The 16378-nt window shown below is 72.5% G+C and carries 11 protein-coding genes; 4 read left to right on the forward strand and 7 right to left on the reverse strand.

What is annotated here, in order from left to right; genetic code table 11:
- Positions 1 to 102 precede the first annotated feature (102 nt).
- Positions 103 to 738, forward strand: a complete 636-nt coding sequence (locus ACQPYA_RS22435; RefSeq protein WP_433529065.1) for a hypothetical protein — start codon at positions 103 to 105, stop codon at positions 736 to 738.
- Positions 739 to 774: 36 nt separating this feature from the next.
- On the opposite strand, the gene ACQPYA_RS22440 is transcribed toward ACQPYA_RS22435, so the two are convergent.
- Positions 775 to 1671 carry a hypothetical protein gene (locus ACQPYA_RS22440; protein WP_433529066.1) on the reverse strand — a complete coding sequence of 299 codons (897 nt, stop codon included), beginning with the start codon at positions 1669 to 1671 and terminating at the stop codon, positions 775 to 777.
- A gap of 191 nt (positions 1672 to 1862) precedes the next feature.
- On the opposite strand from ACQPYA_RS22440, the gene recQ reads away from it, so the two are divergent.
- Positions 1863 to 3752, forward strand: a complete 1890-nt coding sequence (gene recQ / locus ACQPYA_RS22445; RefSeq protein ID WP_433529067.1) for a DNA helicase RecQ — start codon at positions 1863 to 1865, stop codon at positions 3750 to 3752.
- An 18-nt stretch (positions 3753 to 3770) separates the two neighbouring features.
- Here recQ and uvrC read toward each other — a convergent pair whose 3' ends face one another.
- A complete protein-coding gene (gene uvrC, locus ACQPYA_RS22450; RefSeq protein WP_433529068.1) occupies positions 3771 to 5780 on the reverse strand; it encodes an excinuclease ABC subunit UvrC in 2010 nt (669 codons plus the stop codon).
- A gap of 9 nt (positions 5781 to 5789) precedes the next feature.
- Positions 5790 to 7124: a jacalin-like lectin gene (locus ACQPYA_RS22455; protein ID WP_433529069.1), complete on the reverse strand. Its 1335-nt coding sequence runs from the start codon at positions 7122 to 7124 to the stop codon at positions 5790 to 5792.
- 146 nt (positions 7125 to 7270) lie between these two features.
- On the opposite strand from ACQPYA_RS22455, the gene ACQPYA_RS22460 reads away from it, so the two are divergent.
- The gene (locus ACQPYA_RS22460) at positions 7271 to 10534 is read left to right on the forward strand and encodes a penicillin acylase family protein (RefSeq protein WP_433529070.1); all 3264 of its coding nucleotides are present in this window, start codon (positions 7271 to 7273) and stop codon (positions 10532 to 10534) included.
- 53 nt (positions 10535 to 10587) lie between these two features.
- On the opposite strand, the gene ACQPYA_RS22465 is transcribed toward ACQPYA_RS22460, so the two are convergent.
- The 3 genes from ACQPYA_RS22465 to rsgA all read right to left on the reverse strand — a co-directional run bounded on the left by ACQPYA_RS22465 (position 10588) and on the right by rsgA (position 15278).
- Positions 10588 to 11067, reverse strand: a complete 480-nt coding sequence (locus tag ACQPYA_RS22465) for a Rieske (2Fe-2S) protein (RefSeq protein WP_433529071.1) — start codon at positions 11065 to 11067, stop codon at positions 10588 to 10590.
- A gap of 134 nt (positions 11068 to 11201) precedes the next feature.
- On the reverse strand, positions 11202 to 14144 hold the full coding sequence (gene uvrA / locus ACQPYA_RS22470; protein ID WP_433529072.1) for an excinuclease ABC subunit UvrA: 2943 nt from the start codon (positions 14142 to 14144) through the stop codon (positions 11202 to 11204).
- 108 nt (positions 14145 to 14252) lie between these two features.
- Positions 14253 to 15278: a ribosome small subunit-dependent GTPase A gene (gene rsgA / locus ACQPYA_RS22475; RefSeq protein WP_433529073.1), complete on the reverse strand. Its 1026-nt coding sequence runs from the start codon at positions 15276 to 15278 to the stop codon at positions 14253 to 14255.
- A 130-nt stretch (positions 15279 to 15408) separates the two neighbouring features.
- Between rsgA and ACQPYA_RS22480 the strand changes: the two genes are divergently transcribed.
- Positions 15409 to 15531 carry a hypothetical protein gene (locus ACQPYA_RS22480; RefSeq protein WP_433529074.1) on the forward strand — a complete coding sequence of 41 codons (123 nt, stop codon included), beginning with the start codon at positions 15409 to 15411 and terminating at the stop codon, positions 15529 to 15531.
- A gap of 80 nt (positions 15532 to 15611) precedes the next feature.
- Here the strand turns inward: ACQPYA_RS22480 and ACQPYA_RS22485 are convergent, their stop codons facing one another.
- Positions 15612 to 16220 carry a DedA family protein gene (locus ACQPYA_RS22485; protein ID WP_433529075.1) on the reverse strand — a complete coding sequence of 203 codons (609 nt, stop codon included), beginning with the start codon at positions 16218 to 16220 and terminating at the stop codon, positions 15612 to 15614.
- Positions 16221 to 16378: the final 158 nt, after the last annotated feature.

Below are 16378 nucleotides of genomic sequence, written 5' to 3' on the forward strand. Positions count from 1 at the left end.
CGCCTGCCCGCAGAAACACGATCTACGGGTCAGGGTGCGGATCTAGGAGGTCGTGTCGGCTGACCGACGGCGCGGGCCGGACAGCGCGGCTATCCTCCGGCCATGGGCAGGCACGGTGCGCGGCTGCGCTGGGTGGTGGCGCTCGTGTCGGTCACGGTCGCCGTACTGGCCACGGTTCACCGGTTCGTCGACCGCGAGCGGGAGTGGGACCGCGGCGGCGACACCCTCGCGGTGACCGTCGAGGCCCGCCTGCCGGAGCCAGACCAGGTGCCCGCCGCCGCTGCCGCGCTCGGCTGGCCCGACGCCGCGAACCAGGTCCGCGGCGACACCGACAGCCAGTCGGCCGTGCTGCGACTGCGCTGGTCCGGGCCGAGCCGGCCCGGCAGGTACCACATCGTCCTGCTGGATTCGCGGAACACTCCCCCTCGGGTAATACGCCCGTACGGTGGCTGGGACGCGGCCGGCGCCACCGGCCGCAGCTGGGCCGGCGCGTACGAGGTGCTGTCCGAACGCTACGGCTGGCTCGCCGGCGCCGCCGCCGAAACCGCCGACCCGGCTGACCTCGGTGGGCTGCCCACCCGGGCGCTCGGTGACGGCAGCCTCGTCGCCGTGTTCCGGCTGGGCCGGGAGGCCGCGCTGCTGACCGACCCGGCGCGCCTGCTGGTGGCCTTCTGCTACGTCGACCCCGACGGTGACGTGCGCTGGGCCAAGCAGGTGCCCGTCCCGCCCGCCGCATGACCGTGACCGGCCCAACGGCGGATCCACCAGCCCTGATCAGCGGCGGCGCAGCGCCTTGACCCGGTCACGGCCGAGCACGCCGAGGTAGTCCCACGGCTCGTCGAGACAGGAGTCGACCTCGGCGGCGGCGATGATCTCGGTCAGCCGCGCGGCAAGCGCGTCGGGATCCGGCTGCGCCTGCTCGCAGAGCTGGACGTGGGCCGCGCGAAGCGCATCACCGATCTCGGCCGGCTCGTCCTCGTAGACCTCCCAGGCGTCGTTGAGGTAGCCGGCCAACCCGTCCCACGCTCGGGCCGCCCGCTCGACCACCAGCACCGCCTCGATGCTGGCCGGCCGCTGGGCCAGAACCTGCACCTCCTCGACGATCGCCCGGCCCGCCTTCTCCACATCGTGCAGGTCCCAGCGGTCGCCGTTGGTCGCCTCGTGGGCCAGCCTGTCGATGGTCCGGCGGACGTCGGCCAGCTCGGCGTCGGTGACCGGACCGACCCGCCCGGCGTACGCCAGCAGCCGGGACTCCAGCACGCGATCGGTGACCGCCCACTCGGCGATCAGCAGCGCCAGCCGCCGGGCGGAGATGGTGCTCGCCACCTCGGCCAACTCGGCCACCCGGGAGTCGATCTCCTCGGCCGATGGCGGCGTGGCCAGGGAGGACCACCTGAACCCGTCCGCCAGGGCAGCGACCGCGAGCGCCACCGCGTGGCCGCACAACTCCTCCGGCGCGGGACAGTCACACTCGGCGGTGAACCCCGCCGCCGTGATCCCCGCCCAGACCTCGTACGGTGCCTGCCCCTCCTCCCGGATGGTGCAGGAGGCTCCCCCACCAGCCGACCTGATCACCTCAGGATGCCCGGCTTTCCGAAGTCTCTCCGCCGCGTCGCAGGCCACGGAGCCGGCCGCGATCCGCAGGGCATCAATATCGATCCGCACCGCCACCCGCACATCTAACCGCACGGCCACTTCGCATCGAACCGTGGCACCGTGGGCAGTCGACACGCCGAGCCGACCGCGCGGAAACCGTCCACAGTTCGAGCGTCCCAGCTCAGCGGCACCGCTCCGGCTGCCGCGTTGACCCGACCGAGGCTGGCGGCCCGTACAGCGAGCGGTGTGGCTCGTAGAATCCTCGGATGGCCTCCCCCGCCGACGTGCGCATCACCGACCTTGCCACCTCAGACGCGCCTCCTGCTGAGAAGGTGACAGCGGCGCTGGAAACGCTGCGGCGGGTCTTCGGGTACGACTCGTTCCGCGGGTTCCAGCGGGAGGTCATCGACCACGTGGTGGCCGGCGGCGACGCGCTGGTGCTGATGCCGACCGGCGGCGGCAAGTCGCTGTGCTACCAGATCCCGGCGCTGGTCCGGGACGGCGTCGCGGTGGTGATCTCGCCGCTGATCGCGCTGATGCAGGACCAGGTCGACGCGCTGACCGCCGTCGGCGTGCGGGCCGGCTTCCTGAACTCCACGCTGGACCTCGACACCCGGCGGCTGGTCGAGGCGGAGTTCGTGGCCGGCGAGATCGATCTGCTCTACCTCGCGCCGGAGGCGCTGGCCAGCCGGGCCACGCTGAGTTTGCTGGACCGGGGCCGGATCGGGCTGTTCGCCATCGACGAGGCGCACTGCGTGTCGCAGTGGGGCCACGACTTCCGGCCGGACTACCTGAACCTGTCGATGCTGCACGAGCGCTGGCCGGGTGTGCCGCGGATCGCCCTGACCGCCACCGCGACCAGCGCCACCCGGGCCGAGATCGTCACCCGCCTCGGTCTGGGCGAGGCGCGGCAGTTCGTGGCCAGCTTCGACCGCCCGAACATCCAGTACCGGATCGTGCCGAAGCGGGAGCCGCGCAAGCAACTGCTCGCCCTGCTGCGCGACGAGCACCCCGGCGAGGCGGGCATCGTCTACTGCCTGTCCCGGGCCTCGGTGGAGAAGACCGCCGAGTTCCTGGTCGCCAACGGGGTCGACGCGCTGCCGTACCACGCCGGGCTGGACGCGGCGACCCGCGCGGCGAACCAGCAGCGTTTCCTGCGCGCCGACGGCGTGGTGATGGTGGCGACCATCGCCTTCGGGATGGGCATCGACAAGCCGGATGTCCGCTTCGTCGCCCACCTCGACCTGCCCAAGTCGGTCGAGGGGTACTACCAGGAGACCGGCCGCGCCGGCCGGGACGGGCTGCCGTCCACCGCCTGGCTGGCGTACGGGCTCCAGGACGTCGTCCAGCAGCGCAAGATGATCGACACCTCCGAGGGGGACCTGGCCCACCGGCGCAACCTGGCCGCCCACCTCGACGCGATGCTGGCGCTCTGCGAGACGGTACGCTGCCGGCGGGTGCAGCTGCTCGACTACTTCGGTCAGACGCTCGACGGCACCTGCGGCAACTGCGACACCTGCCTGGAGCCGCCCGAGTCGTGGGACGGCACCATCGCCGCGCAGAAGCTGCTCTCCACGGTGTTCCGGCTGGACCGGGAACGCAACCAGCGCTTCGGCGCCGGGCACTGCGTCGACATCCTGCTGGGCCGCAGCACCGACAAGATCGTCCAGCACCGCCACGACGCGTTGACCGTCTTCGGCATCGGCGAGGAGCTGAGCGAGGCCGAGTGGCGCGGCGTGGTGCGGCAGCTGCTCGCTGAGGGGCTGCTGGCCGTCGAGGGCGACTACGGCACGCTGGCGCTCACCGAGGCCAGCGCCGAGGTGCTCGGCCGGCGACGCACGGTGATGCTGCGCCGCGAGCCGGCCCGCCCGGCACGGGCGGCCCGCGCCGCCAAGCCCCGGGGCGCGGCCACCATGGTCGCCGAGCTGCCGGCGGAGGCGGCCGGCACGTTCGAGCGGCTGCGCGCCTGGCGGGCAGCGACCGCCAAGGAGCAGGGCGTCCCCGCGTACGTGATCTTCCACGACGCGACGCTGCGGCAGATCGCCGCGGACACCCCGGCCACGCTGGCCGAGCTCTCCGGGATCAGCGGCGTCGGCGAGAACAAGCTCGCCAAGTACGGCGAACAGATCCTCGGTGTGCTCGCCGACGCGGACTGAGCCGCGGTAGAACGGCGATCAGTCGGCGGACGACGGTGGGCCGGCGACGCCGAGCGCGCTGAGGACGGCCTCGGCGGTGCGGCGGCCCACGCCGGGGACCTCGGCGATCTCGTCCACGGTGGCCGACGAGAGGCGCTTGAGTGAGCCGAAGTGCCGGAGCAGGGCCTTGCGGCGTACCTCGCCCAGACCGGGGATGTTGTCGAGCGCGGAGGTGGTCATCCGTTTCGAGCGGCGCTGCCGGTGGAAGGTGATCGCGAAGCGGTGCGCCTCGTCGCGCACCCGTTGCAGCAGGTAGAGCCCCTCCGACGCGCGCGGGAGGATGACCGGGAACTCGTCGTCGGGCAGCCAGACCTCCTCCAGCCGCTTGGCCAGACCGCAGAGCGCCACGTCGTCGATGCCCAGCTCGGCGAGGGCCTGGGCGGCGGCGGCCACCTGCGGGGCGCCGCCGTCGACCACCACCAACTGCGGCGGGTACGCGAACCTGCGCGGTCGCCCGGTGGTCGGGTCGACCAGCACGCCCACCTTCGGCTCGTCGCCGCTCTCGCCCGCTGCCTCCGGGCCGCCGGAGGCGGCCGGGTCCGCTGGGGCGGTGAGGTCGGTGGCGGACTCCACGCCGGCCTCGCCGGTCTCGGCGCGGGCGTCGAGGTAGCGGGCGAAGCGGCGACGCAGCACCTCGGACATGGCCGAGAGGTCGTCGGTGGCGCCCCGGATGACGAACCGGCGGTACTCGCTCTTGCGGGGCAGCCCGTCCTCGAAGACGACCATGCTCGCCACCACGTCGGTGCCCTGGATCTGCGAGACGTCGAAGCACTCGATGCGCAGCGGCGCCGTCCGCAGACCGAGCGCCTCGCTGATCTCGTCGAGCGCCTTGCTGCGGGTGGTGAGGTCGCCGGCCCGCTTGAGCTTGTGCCGGGCCAGCGCGTCGGTGGCGTTGCGCCCGACCGTCTCCAGCAGGGCGCGCTTGTCGCCGCGCTGCGGCACCCGCAGGGCCACCCGGCTGCCCCGGTGGGTGGCGAGCCAGTCGGCCAGCGCGTCGGCGTCCGCCGGCAACTCGGGCACCAGCAGCTCTCGTGGCACGTCGGCCTCGCCGTGCTCGCCGCCGTAGACCTGGGTGCAGAAGTGGTGCACCAGGTCGCCGGTGGTGAGGTCCTCGGTCTTCTCCACCACCCAGCCGCGCTGGCCACGCACCCGCCCGCCGCGGACGTGGAAGACCTGGACCGCGGCTTCGAGCGGGTCGTCGGCGAAGGCCACCACGTCGGCGTCGGTGCCGTCGCCGAGCACCACCGTCTGCTTCTCCATCGCCCGGCGCAGCGCGGCCACGTCGTCGCGGAGCCGGGCCGCCCGCTCGAACTCCAGCTCGGCGCTGGCCTCGGCCATCTCGCGTTCGAGCTTGCGCACCATGGTGTCGGTGCGGCCGGCCATGAAGTCGCAGAAGTCGTCGACGATCTCCCGGTGCCGCTCGGCGGAGACGCTGCCCACGCAGGGCGCCGAGCACTTGCCGATGTAGCCGAGCAGGCACGGCCGCCCGACCTGGCCGGCCCGCTTGAACACCCCGGCGGAGCAGGTCCGCGCCGGGAAGACCCGCAGCAGCAGGTCGAGCGTCTCGCGGATCGCCCAGGCGTGCGAGTACGGCCCGAAGTAGCGCACGCCCTTGCGTTTGACGCCCCGCATCACCTGTAGGCGCGGAAACTCCTCGTCGAGGGTCACCGCCAGGTAGGGGTAGGACTTGTCGTCGCGGTAGCGGACGTTGAACCTCGGGTCGTACTGCTTGATCCAGGTGTATTCGAGCTGGAGCGCCTCGACCTCGGTGCCGACGGTGACCCAGTCGACCGCCTCGGCCGTGGTGACCATCTGCTGGGTGCGCTGGTGCAGCCCCCAGATGTCGGCGAAGTAGGAGTTGAGCCGGCTGCGCAGGTTTTTCGCCTTGCCGACATAGATCACCCGGCCGGTGCCGTCGCGGAAGCGGTAGACCCCCGGCGTCTCGGGGATCGTGCCCGGCGCGGGACGGTAGGTCGACGGATCAGCCACGCTCCGAGACTAGTCGCCGCCCCCGACAGACCAGATCACCCCGAGTTGGTCGACCTCGTCCCCGCTGCGACCGAAGAAGCCGGCGAGCGCCCCGCCGGGCGGGGCGGTGAAGGTCACGGCCGCCGAGGTGGGGGTGCCGGCGATCAGCGTACGGCCCAGGCTGGTGCTGAACCGGGCCGAGAAGATCCGGGTACGGCCGTCGCGCTGCCCCTGGGTCAGGGTGACCTCGGTGATCCGCTCGCCGGTGTCGAGGGCGAGGCTGACCGCGGTACCGCCCCCGCCGCCGTGGACGCGGGCGGTGCCGTCGGCGAAGGTCAGTCCGACCTGGTCGAGCCGGGCGCCGCCGCGCAGGGAGAGCCGGGTGACCCGGGGGCCGACCGAGTCCAGGTCGGTGAAGGGGGTGCCGTGCGGGCCGCCCCAGGTGTCGCTCTGCCGCAGGCCGGGGTCGAGGGTCCAGGTGAACCAGGCGGCGTGCGGGTAGTGGTCGGACAGGTGCTCACCGGCCCCGTCGAGGAAACGGGCGTACTCGTTGTGGTAGCGGCCGAGGCTCAGCCGGACCAGCCGGCTGCCCCGGTAGAGGATCTTGTCGACCACCTCGCAGGCGTTGGTGACGTTGGCCGGGTCGCAGACCAGGGCCGGGCTGCCGGGGGCCGGCGGCTGCCCGCCGCGTTCCTGCTGTACCCAGGCGTCGGTCAGGCCGTTGGCGCTCACCAGGTCCCGGATGTTGTCCCCGTCGCGGGTGTAGCGGACGTTGAGGTCACCCATCACCACCACGGCGTTGCCGGCGGAATTGGCGGCGATGTAGTTGGCGAGCTGGGTGATGTTGGCCCGCCGGGCCGCCAGGTCGGCGTCGGTGCTCCCGGCGTTGGTGTGCACGTTGTACAGATCGACGAAGACCCCCTCGTCCAGCCGCAGCCTGGAGTAGGTGAAGCCCTTGGGGGTCAGGCAGTCGGTGCCGTTGCACCGGTTCCACTTCACCCGGATGAAGGCCGAGTACGGGAGGTTCGACATGGTGTTGAGGCCGTCGCCGAAGGGGACGCCGCCGCTGGTCGGGGTCCGGTACGGGTGGCGGTCGGTGGCGTACAGGTCGGCGTGGTAGTTGAAGTCCTCCTGGACGTGCACGATGTCGTAGGCGTTGACCCGCTCCCCGATCGGCCGGGTGTTCACCGAGGGCCGGCCGCTGGAGAGCGGCTCCGGCAGGCCGGCGACGTTGTAGGTGAGCACCGAGAAGGCGCCGGATGCGGTGGTGGCACTGGCGGCGGCGGTCCCGGCCGCGGCGGGAGTCGACGGGGGCAGCGCGGCGGCGAGCAGTGCCGCGGACGCGAGCAGGCGCAGGGCGATCATCCGGGGGGTCCCTTCTCGACGGCGCGGACCGGCGGTCTGATTGACATCTTCCAATCTCGGGGGAGGCAGCCTACCATCCAGTAACCGAATGTTCTTCATGTAATGATCCCGCCCGATGGTCCCCCGTCCACAGAGGATCGATTGCCATGCCCGCTCGTACCGCCACCCGCCGGCTGCTCGCCGGTGCGACCGCCGTCGCCGTCGCCGCCTCACTCGTCGCCGCCCAGACCCCCGCCACGGCCGCCGACCCGCCCGCCACCACCGCCAGCACTCTCGCGATCAACGTCGCGAGCGCCTTCGCCGGCAACGACTACTGCCTCGGCGAGTGCGGGGAGATCCTGCCGCCCGGGCAGAACGGCAACGCCACCCTGGTCGAGATCCTGGGCAACCAGGCCTTCGGCACCCTGCCCCGGCACTCCGCCGACCAGCTCGACAAGTACGCCGACCTCGTCTACGGCTACGCCGGGCTGCGCGAGGACCAGATCGGCGCCTTCTTCAACGACGCCACCTTCGGCGTCGCGCCCAGCCAGGTCGAACGCGACTACTCGCCCCGCTCCGACGTGCGGATCGTGCGGGACCGGGCCACCGGCATCCCGCACATCACCGGCACCACCCGGGGCGGCACCATGTACGGCGCCGGATACGCCGGAGCCGAGGACCGGCTCTTCACCATGGACCTGCTGCGGCACGTCGGCCGGGGCACCCTGACCCCCTTCGCCGGTGGCGCACCGGGCAACCGCGCCCTGGAGCAGAGCGTCTGGCGCACCTCCCCGTACACCGAGGCCGACCTCCAGGCCCAGGTCACGGCCCTACGGGCCAAGGGCGGCACACGCGGCGAGCAGCTCTACGCCGACGTGCAGGAGTACGTCGCCGGGGTCAACGCGTACATCCGGGCCTGCATGGCGGGGCGCAACTGCCCCGGGGAGTACGTGCTGACCGGGCACCTCGACGCGATCACCAACGCCGGGGGCCCGAAACCCTTCACCACCACCGACCTGATCGCGATCGCCGGGGTGGTCGGCGGTCTGTTCGGCGGCGGGGGCGGCACCGAGATGCAGTCCGCGCTGGTCCGGATCGCCGCCCGGGCGAAGTTCGGCCCGGCAGAAGGCGACCGGGTGTGGAACGCCTTCCGGGGGCAGAACGACCCGGAGGCCGTGCTGACCCTGCACGACGGGCAGAGCTTCCCGTACGGTGACGCCTCCCCGGACGCCCCCAGCGTGGTGCTGCCGGACGCCGGCTCGGCCCGGGTCGAGCCGGTCTTCACCGACCCCACCGGCTCCGCCGCGTCCGCCACCACCCTCGCCGCCGACAGCGGCTCCGAGCTGGCCGCCGCGCTCTCCGGGCTGACCATCGACCCGGCGCACCGGGGCATGTCCAACGCCGCCGTGATCTCCGCCGCGCACTCCGCGACCGGCCACCCGATCGCCGTCTTCGGGCCGCAGACCGGCTACTTCTCCCCGCAACTGCTGATGGTCCAGGAGTTGCAGGGCCCCGGGATCAGCGCCCGGGGTGCCGCCTTCGCCGGGCTCAACCTGTACGTCCTGCTCGGCCGCGGTCAGGACTACTCGTGGAGCGCCACCTCCTCGATCCACGACATCACCGACACCTACGCGGTGCCGCTCTGCGTGCCCGGCGGCGGGACGCCGACGCTGGCCAGCAACCACTACCTGTTCCGGGGGCAGTGCCTGGCGATGGAGGAGCTGTCCCAGGTCAACCGGTGGAGCCCGACGACCGCCGACGGCACCGCGGCCGGGTCGTACAAGCTGGTCGCCTGGCGGACGAAGCTGGGCCTGGTCGGCTGGCGCGGCACCGTCGGCGGCGCGCCGCACGCCTTCACCCAGCTGCGCTCCACCTACGGGCGGGAGGCCGACTCGGCCATCGGCTTCCAGATGTTCAACGACCCCACCCAGATGGGCTCCGCCGCCGCCTTCCTCAACTCGGCGGACAACGTCGACTACGCGTTCAACTGGTTCTACGTCAACTCCACCGAGTCGGCGTACTTCAACTCCGGGCTCAACCCGCTGCGGGCCACCGGCGCCAACCCGAACCTGCCGATGAAGGCCGAGCGGGCCTACGAGTGGCAGGACTACGACCCGGAGAGCGGCACCGCCCGCTACGCACCGCGCTCCGCCCACCCCCAGTCGATCAACCAGGACTACTACATCAGCTGGAACAACAAGCAGGCCAAGGACTTCGGGGCGGCCGACGGCAACTTCAGCTTCGGCGCGGTGCACCGGGGCGACCTGCTCGACAAGCCGGTGAAGGCGGCCCTGGCCGCCGGGCGCAAGTTCGACCGGGCCTCGCTGACCGAGCTGGTGCAGCGGGCCGGCCTGACCGACCTGCGCGGGGTCGAGGTGCTCGACGAGCTGATCCGGGTGCTGGAGAGCCAGCCGGTCACCGACGCCACCCTGGCCGCGGAGATCAGTCGGCTGAAGGCCTGGCGGCAGGCCGGCGCGCTGCGGGTCGAGACCGCCAAGGGCTCGAAGGTGTACCAGCACGCGGCGGCGATCCGCACCTTCGACGCCTGGTGGCCGCTGCTGGTCCGGGGCATGTTCCGCACCCCGCTCGGCGCGGACCTCTACCAGTCCCTGGTCAACACCCTCCAGGTCAACGAGTCCCCCTCCGGCCTCCAGCAGGGCGACGTGTCGAACCTGCCCTCCTCGGCGAACAGCGCCCAGACCCACAAGGGCTCGTCGTTCCAGTACGGCTGGTGGGGCTACGTCGACAAGGACCTGCGGGCGGTCCTGGGTGACCCGGTCGCCGGCGGTCCCGGACGGGCCTTCTGCGGCGACGGGAACCTCGGCTCCTGCCGGCAGATCCTGCTGGACACCCTGCGGACGGCGGCGGCGACACCGGCCGCCCAGGTCTACCCGGGCGACGCCAGCTGCGCCGCCGGGAACCAGTGGTGCGCGGACGCGATCATCCAGTCCCCGCTGGGCGGGATCAAGCACGCCACCATCGCCTGGCAGAACCGCCCCACCTACCAGCAGGTGGTCTCGTTCCCGGCCCGCCGCGGCGACGACCTGACCAACCTCGCTCTCGGCCGGCCGGTGACCGCCTCCAGCAGCCAGAGCGGCAACGGCGTCGCCCGTGCCGTCGACGGTGACCTCGGCACCCGGTGGGCCAGTTCCTGGTCCGACAACCAGTGGGTCAGGGTGGACCTGGGCAGCGTGCGGCAGGTCGGCCGGGCGGTCCTGGCCTGGGAGTCGGCCTACGCCCGGTCGTACCGGATCGAGGTTTCCACGGACGGGAGCAGCTGGCGGGAGGTCTGGTCGACCACGGCCGGCGACGGCGGCACCGACGTCGTCGCGTTCGCCCCGCAGCAGGCCCGCTACCTGCGGATGTACGGCCTGACCCGGGGCAGCTCCTACGGCTTCTCGCTGTGGGAACTCTCCGTGTACGCGCAGTGAGCATTGCGGCCGGGCCGGGACGAGGTTCGTCCCGGCCCGGCCGTCAGCCAGGCTCAGGCGAGCGAGATCTGGTCGCCCTCGACCTTGACGTTCTTCGCCGCGAGCGGCGCCGGGGAGGGACCGGAGGTGACGGATCCGTCCTCGATCGAGAACTTGCTCTGGTGGCAGACGCAGTTGATCGTGCCCCCGTCGACGTTCGACACGTTGCAGCCCTGGTGGGGGCACTTCGGGTCGAAGCCCTTGAACTCCCCGGGAGACGGCTGGGTGATGACGATGCCCTGGGCCGCGAGGACCGCGCCCCCGCCGACCGGAATGTCGGTGGTCCGGGCCAGGGACTGGGACCCCTGCCGGTCGCCGCCACCGGCGTCGCCGGTGTTCGACACCTCCGGACCCGGGCTGCTCGGGGTGGCCCCGTCGTCACCGTCCCCGCCGCAGGCGGAGAGGACCACCGCCGCGCCAGCGGCACCCGCACCGGCCAGCAGCGCCCGCCGCGTCCGTTTCCCGGCCCCGGTCAACCCCCGGTCGTCACTCATCCGTCGCCTCCTCGGCTGTCACCGTGCATGATCCGCGGTCCGTGTGCCTTACCGCGACCACTCTGCCTGGTGATTCACCCGATCGACCACTCGGCGCAGGACGCCGCGGACGCCGACGACGGCGATCGGCGTGGTCAGCGGGGCGCGGCGGCGGCCTTGCGGCCCCCGCGTGACCTGCCGCCGTTGGCCTTGGCCGCGCGGGCGGTGGCCGCCGCCGCGCCCTTCGCCGCGCCGTCGAGCTTGAGCACGGTACGCAGGAACTGCCCGGTGTGGCTCTCGGCGACCTCGGCGACCTCCTCCGGGCTGCCGGTGGCGAGCACCGTGCCGCCCCGGTGGCCGCCCTCGGGACCCATGTCGATCAGCCAGTCCGCGCTCTTGATCACGTCGAGGTTGTGCTCGATCGTGATCACCGTGTTGCCCTTGTCGACCAGCCCCTCCAGCACCAGCAGCAGCTTGCGGATGTCCTCGAAGTGCAGGCCGGTGGTCGGCTCGTCGAGCACGTAGACCGTCCGCCCGGTGGAGCGCTTCTGCAACTCGGAGGCGAGCTTGACCCGCTGCGCCTCGCCGCCGGAGAGGGTCGGCGCCGGCTGGCCCAGCCGTACGTAGCCCAGGCCCACGTCGACCAGCGTCTTGAGGTGCCGGTGGATGGCCGGGATGGCGGAGAAGAACTCGGCCGCCTCCTCGATCGGCATCTCCAGCACGTCGGAGACGGTCTTGCCCTTGTAGTGCACCTCCAGGGTCTCCCGGTTGTACCGGGCGCCCTTGCAGACCTCGCAGGGGACGTAGACGTCGGGCAGGAAGTTCATCTCGATCTTGATGGTGCCGTCGCCGGAGCACGCCTCGCAGCGCCCGCCCTTGACGTTGAACGAGAAGCGGCCCGGCCCGTACCCCCGGACCTTGGCCTCGGTGGTCTCGGCGAAGAGCTTGCGGACGTGGTCCCAGACCCCGGTGTAGGTGGCCGGGTTGGAGCGCGGGGTGCGCCCGATCGGCGACTGGTCGACCCCGACGACCTTGTCGACGTGCTCCAGCCCGGCGACCCGGGTGTGCCGGCCGGGCACCAGCCGGGCACCGTTGATCTGGTTGGCCAGCACCGCGTAGAGGATGTCGTTGACCAGGGTCGACTTGCCCGAGCCGCTGACCCCGGTGACGGCGATCAACTGGCCGAGCGGGAAGCTCACGGTCAGGTTGCGCAGGTTGTGCTCGCGGGCGCCCTGCACCACCAGCTCCCGCCCCGGGGTCTGCGGGCGGCGGCCCTTCGGCGTCGGGATCTCCCGGCGTCCGGCCAAGTACGCCCCGGTCACCGACTCCTCGTTCGCCAGCAGCGCCGGCACCGAGCCGCTGTGCACGATCCGGCCACCATGCTCGCCCGCGCCGGGACCGATGTCGACGATCCAGTCGGCGGTCCGGATGGTGTCCTCGTCGTGCTCCACCACGATCAGCGTGTTACCCAGGCCGCGCAGCCGGACCAGGGTCTCGATCAGCCGGTGGTTGTCCCGCTGGTGCAGCCCGATCGACGGCTCGTCCAGCACGTAGAGCACGCCGACCAGGCCGGAGCCGATCTGGGTGGCCAGCCGGATGCGCTGCGCCTCACCGCCGGAGAGGGTGCCGGCCGGCCGGTCCAGGGAGAGGTAGTCCAGCCCGACGTCGAGCAGGAACCGCAGCCGGGCGTTGATCTCCTTGAGCACCCGCTCGGCGATCAGCTTCTGCCGGTCGGTCAGCTCGATGCCGGCCAGCAGGTCGGCGCACTCCCCCACCGACAGGTTGCAGACCTCGGCGATGCTGCGCCCGGCCAGCGTGACCGCGAGCACCTCGGGCTTGAGCCGGGCGCCGCCGCAGGCCGCGCAGGGCACGTCGCGCATGTACCCCTCGTACTTCTCCCGCGACCACTCCGACTCGGTGTCCGAGTGCCGGCGCTCGATCCACTGCACCACGCCCTCGAAGCCGGTGTAGTACGAGCGCTCCCGGCCGTACTTGTTGCGGTAGCGCACGTGGACCTGGTCGTCGGAGCCGTGCAGGACGGTCTTCTGCGCCCGCGACGGCAGCGCCCGCCAGGGCGTGTCGATGTCGAAGTGCTCCGCCTCGCCGAGCGCCTCCAGCAGGCGCAGGAAGTATTCCAGGTTGTGCCCGGTCGCCCAGGGCTGGATCGCGCCCTCGCGCAGGGTGCGCTCCGGATCCGGCACGACCAGCTCCGGGTCGACCTCCTTCTTGGTGCCCAGGCCGCTGCACTCCGGGCAGGCGCCGTACGGCGCGTTGAACGAGAAGACCCGGGGTTCCAGGTCCTCGATCGCCAAAGGGTGGTCGTTGGGGCAGGCCAGGTGCTCGGAGTAGCGGCGCTCCCGGTCCGGGTCGTCCTCCGGCAGGTCGACGAAGTCGAGCAGCGCCAGGCCGCCGGAGAGCCCCAGCGCCGCCTCCACCGAGTCGGTCAGCCGCTGCTTCGCGCTCGGCTTGACGCTGAGCCGGTCGATCACCACCTCGATGGTGTGCTTCTCCTGCTTCTTGAGCTTCGGCGGCTCGGTGAGCTGGTGCACCACCCCGTCGACCCGGGCCCGCGCGTAGCCCTTGGCCTGAAGCTCGGCGAAGAGGTCGACATACTCGCCCTTACGCCCCCGCACCACCGGGGCGAGCACCATGAAACGGGTGCCCTCCGCCATGGCGAGCACCCGGTCGACGATCTGCTGCGGGCTCTGCTTGGAGATCCGCTCGCCGCAGACCGGGCAGTGCGGCTCACCGACCCGGGCGAAGAGCAGCCGGAGATAGTCGTAGACCTCGGTGATGGTGCCGACGGTGGAGCGCGGGTTGCGCGAGGTCGACTTCTGGTCGATGGAGACCGCCGGGCTCAGGCCCTCGATGAAGTCGACGTCCGGCTTGTCCATCTGGCCGAGGAACTGCCGGGCGTACGACGACAGCGACTCGACGTACCGGCGCTGCCCCTCGGCGAAGATCGTGTCGAAGGCGAGGCTCGACTTGCCCGACCCGGAGAGCCCGGTGAACACGATCAGGGCGTCCCGGGGCAGGTCGAGGCTGACGTCACGCAGGTTGTGCTCGCGCGCGCCACGGATGATCAGACGGTCGGCCACGGTCCGTGTACTCCCGGGTGAGGATGATGGGGTGATCTGTCCGCGTTTGGGGTGAACCCAGCGGTTGTGCCAGCGCGGAGAGTGCGCCCCGGCAACTGTAGACCCGCCCTACGACAACTTTCCCCGACGGCGGGTCGGGCGGGTGGCGCGGCGGCGGGTCTCGTGGGCGATCTCGCGTTGCAGGCGACGCCAGCTCTCCCAGCGGCGGGCGGTCAGCTCACCCGTGATCAGGGCCACCTGCACGGCGCAGCCCGGCTCGGCCTCGTGCCCGCAGTCGCCGTACCGGCAGTCGGTGGCGAGCGCGGCGATGTCGGCGAAGGCCCGGTCGAGGCCGGTCGCGCCGTCCAGCAGGCCGACCGCCCGGACCCCGGGAGTGTCCAGCACCGCGCCGCCGCCGGGCAGCGGCACCAGCGCCCGCCAGGTGGTGGTGTGACGCCCCTTGCCGTCGACCCGACGGATCGCCTGGGTGGGCATCACCACCGCCCCGGCCAGCGCGTTGACCAGGCTCGACTTGCCGGCCCCGGAGGGCCCGAGCAGGCCGAGGGTGCGCCCCGGGGTGACCTCGGCGCGCAGCGGGTCCAGCCCGGTGCCCCGCTCGGCGCTGATCGGCAGCACCGGCACCCCGGGCGCGACGGCCGCGAGCTGGCGGGCCACCGCCGCCGGGTCGGCCGCCAGGTCGGTCTTGGTCAACACCACCAGCGGCCGGGCCCCCGACTCGTGGACCAGGGAGAGCAGCCGCTCGATGCGACCGGCGTCCGGCGCGGGGTGCACCGGCTCCACCACCGCGGCGGCGTCCAGGTTGGCGGCGAGCAGCTGGCCACCGGCGTCCTTGCCGGCGGTCCGTCGGATCAGCGCGGTCCGCCGGGGCAGCACCGCCTCCACGGTGACCCGCGCATCGGGCCAGCGGCCCAGCAGCACCCAGTCACCGGCGCAGGGCAGCCGGGTGGGATCGCCCGCGGCGGCGGCCAGCACGGCCCCACCCGGCGAGGCACGCAGCGCTCCGTCCTCGGTGAGTACGGTGCAGACGCCGCGGTCGACCCGGGCCACCCGGCCCGGGCGGTGGTCGGTGCGGATGTGACGCAGGTACGCCGCCCGGTCGGCATCCCAGCCCAGGGCGGTCAGCGTGATGCTCATGCCGGCCCTCCGCTTCGCTCCGTGCCGGCCTGAGGCACCCACGCACCGAGTCGATGATTCGCTCGCTGACGCTCGCTCATGGCTCCTCGTTCAGTGTCGGTGCGGGTGACGTAGACGTGCGGTGACCGGCATGACCACCACCTCCCCCCGCTCCGGCGCCGCGAACCACCCCGACGGTAGGGCCGGCGCGGGCCGCGCCGGAAGCGAATTCCCCGGCGCGGTCCGCCGGCCGTACCCGAACTCGACCGGCTGACCATCACCAAGGCGTCGGCGACGCCGGGCTGCGCAGGGTGGTCACCACCCACCAGCACATGACCGGTCCGGTGGCGGAGGTCACTCGGTGACCGCGCGCAGCCGGCGCCGGGTGCCGAGCAGCAGCAGCGCGGCCAGCAGCAGGCCACCGACCATCGTGACCAGCAGCGGGCTGGCCCCGCGCGGGAGCAGCCCGACCAGCGAGCGGGACGCGACGCCGACCGCCAGGTAGAGCCCGGCCCATGCGCCGGCACCGAGCGCCGCGAAGCTCAGGAACCGCCGGTACGACATGTGCAGGCCGCCCGCCGCCAGGGGCAGCAGCGCGTTGAACACCGGCAGGAAGGGCGCGACCAGCACCAGCCGGCCGCCGTCGCGGCGCAGGATGCGCTCGGCCGTCGCCCACCGGGCCTCGCCGACCCAGCCGCCAAAACGGCTGTGCCGCAGCCGCTCGCCCCACCGTCGGCCGACCAGGAAGCTCAGCGACCAGCCGGCGAGGCATCCGGTGACCACGGCGACGAAGGTGGCCAGCCCGGTGGTGGGGCTGCCGACCGCCACCGCGGCGAGTACCGCCACGTCGCCGGGGACGAGGACGCCGAACAGCGGCACCGCGTCGAAGAGCATGACCACCCCGAGCACCCCCATCAGCAGGGCGACGGGTAACTCTCCGACCTGGGCCAGCTGCTCTGCCATGCCTCGTACGCTAGGTCCTGGCCGCCCGCACGAACATCGGGTGTCCTACCGACGTTCCCCAGGACACACTCGGGGTCTTCCCTGACACCGTGCCCCTCGGACGTGCGCCATCCGGCCACCACCTCAGGCGCTTCGGCCGGCAAATGCGCGTTTCACCA

Source organism: Micromonospora sp. CA-263727 (assembly GCF_050942455.1).
Classification (GTDB): domain Bacteria; phylum Actinomycetota; class Actinomycetes; order Mycobacteriales; family Micromonosporaceae; genus Micromonospora.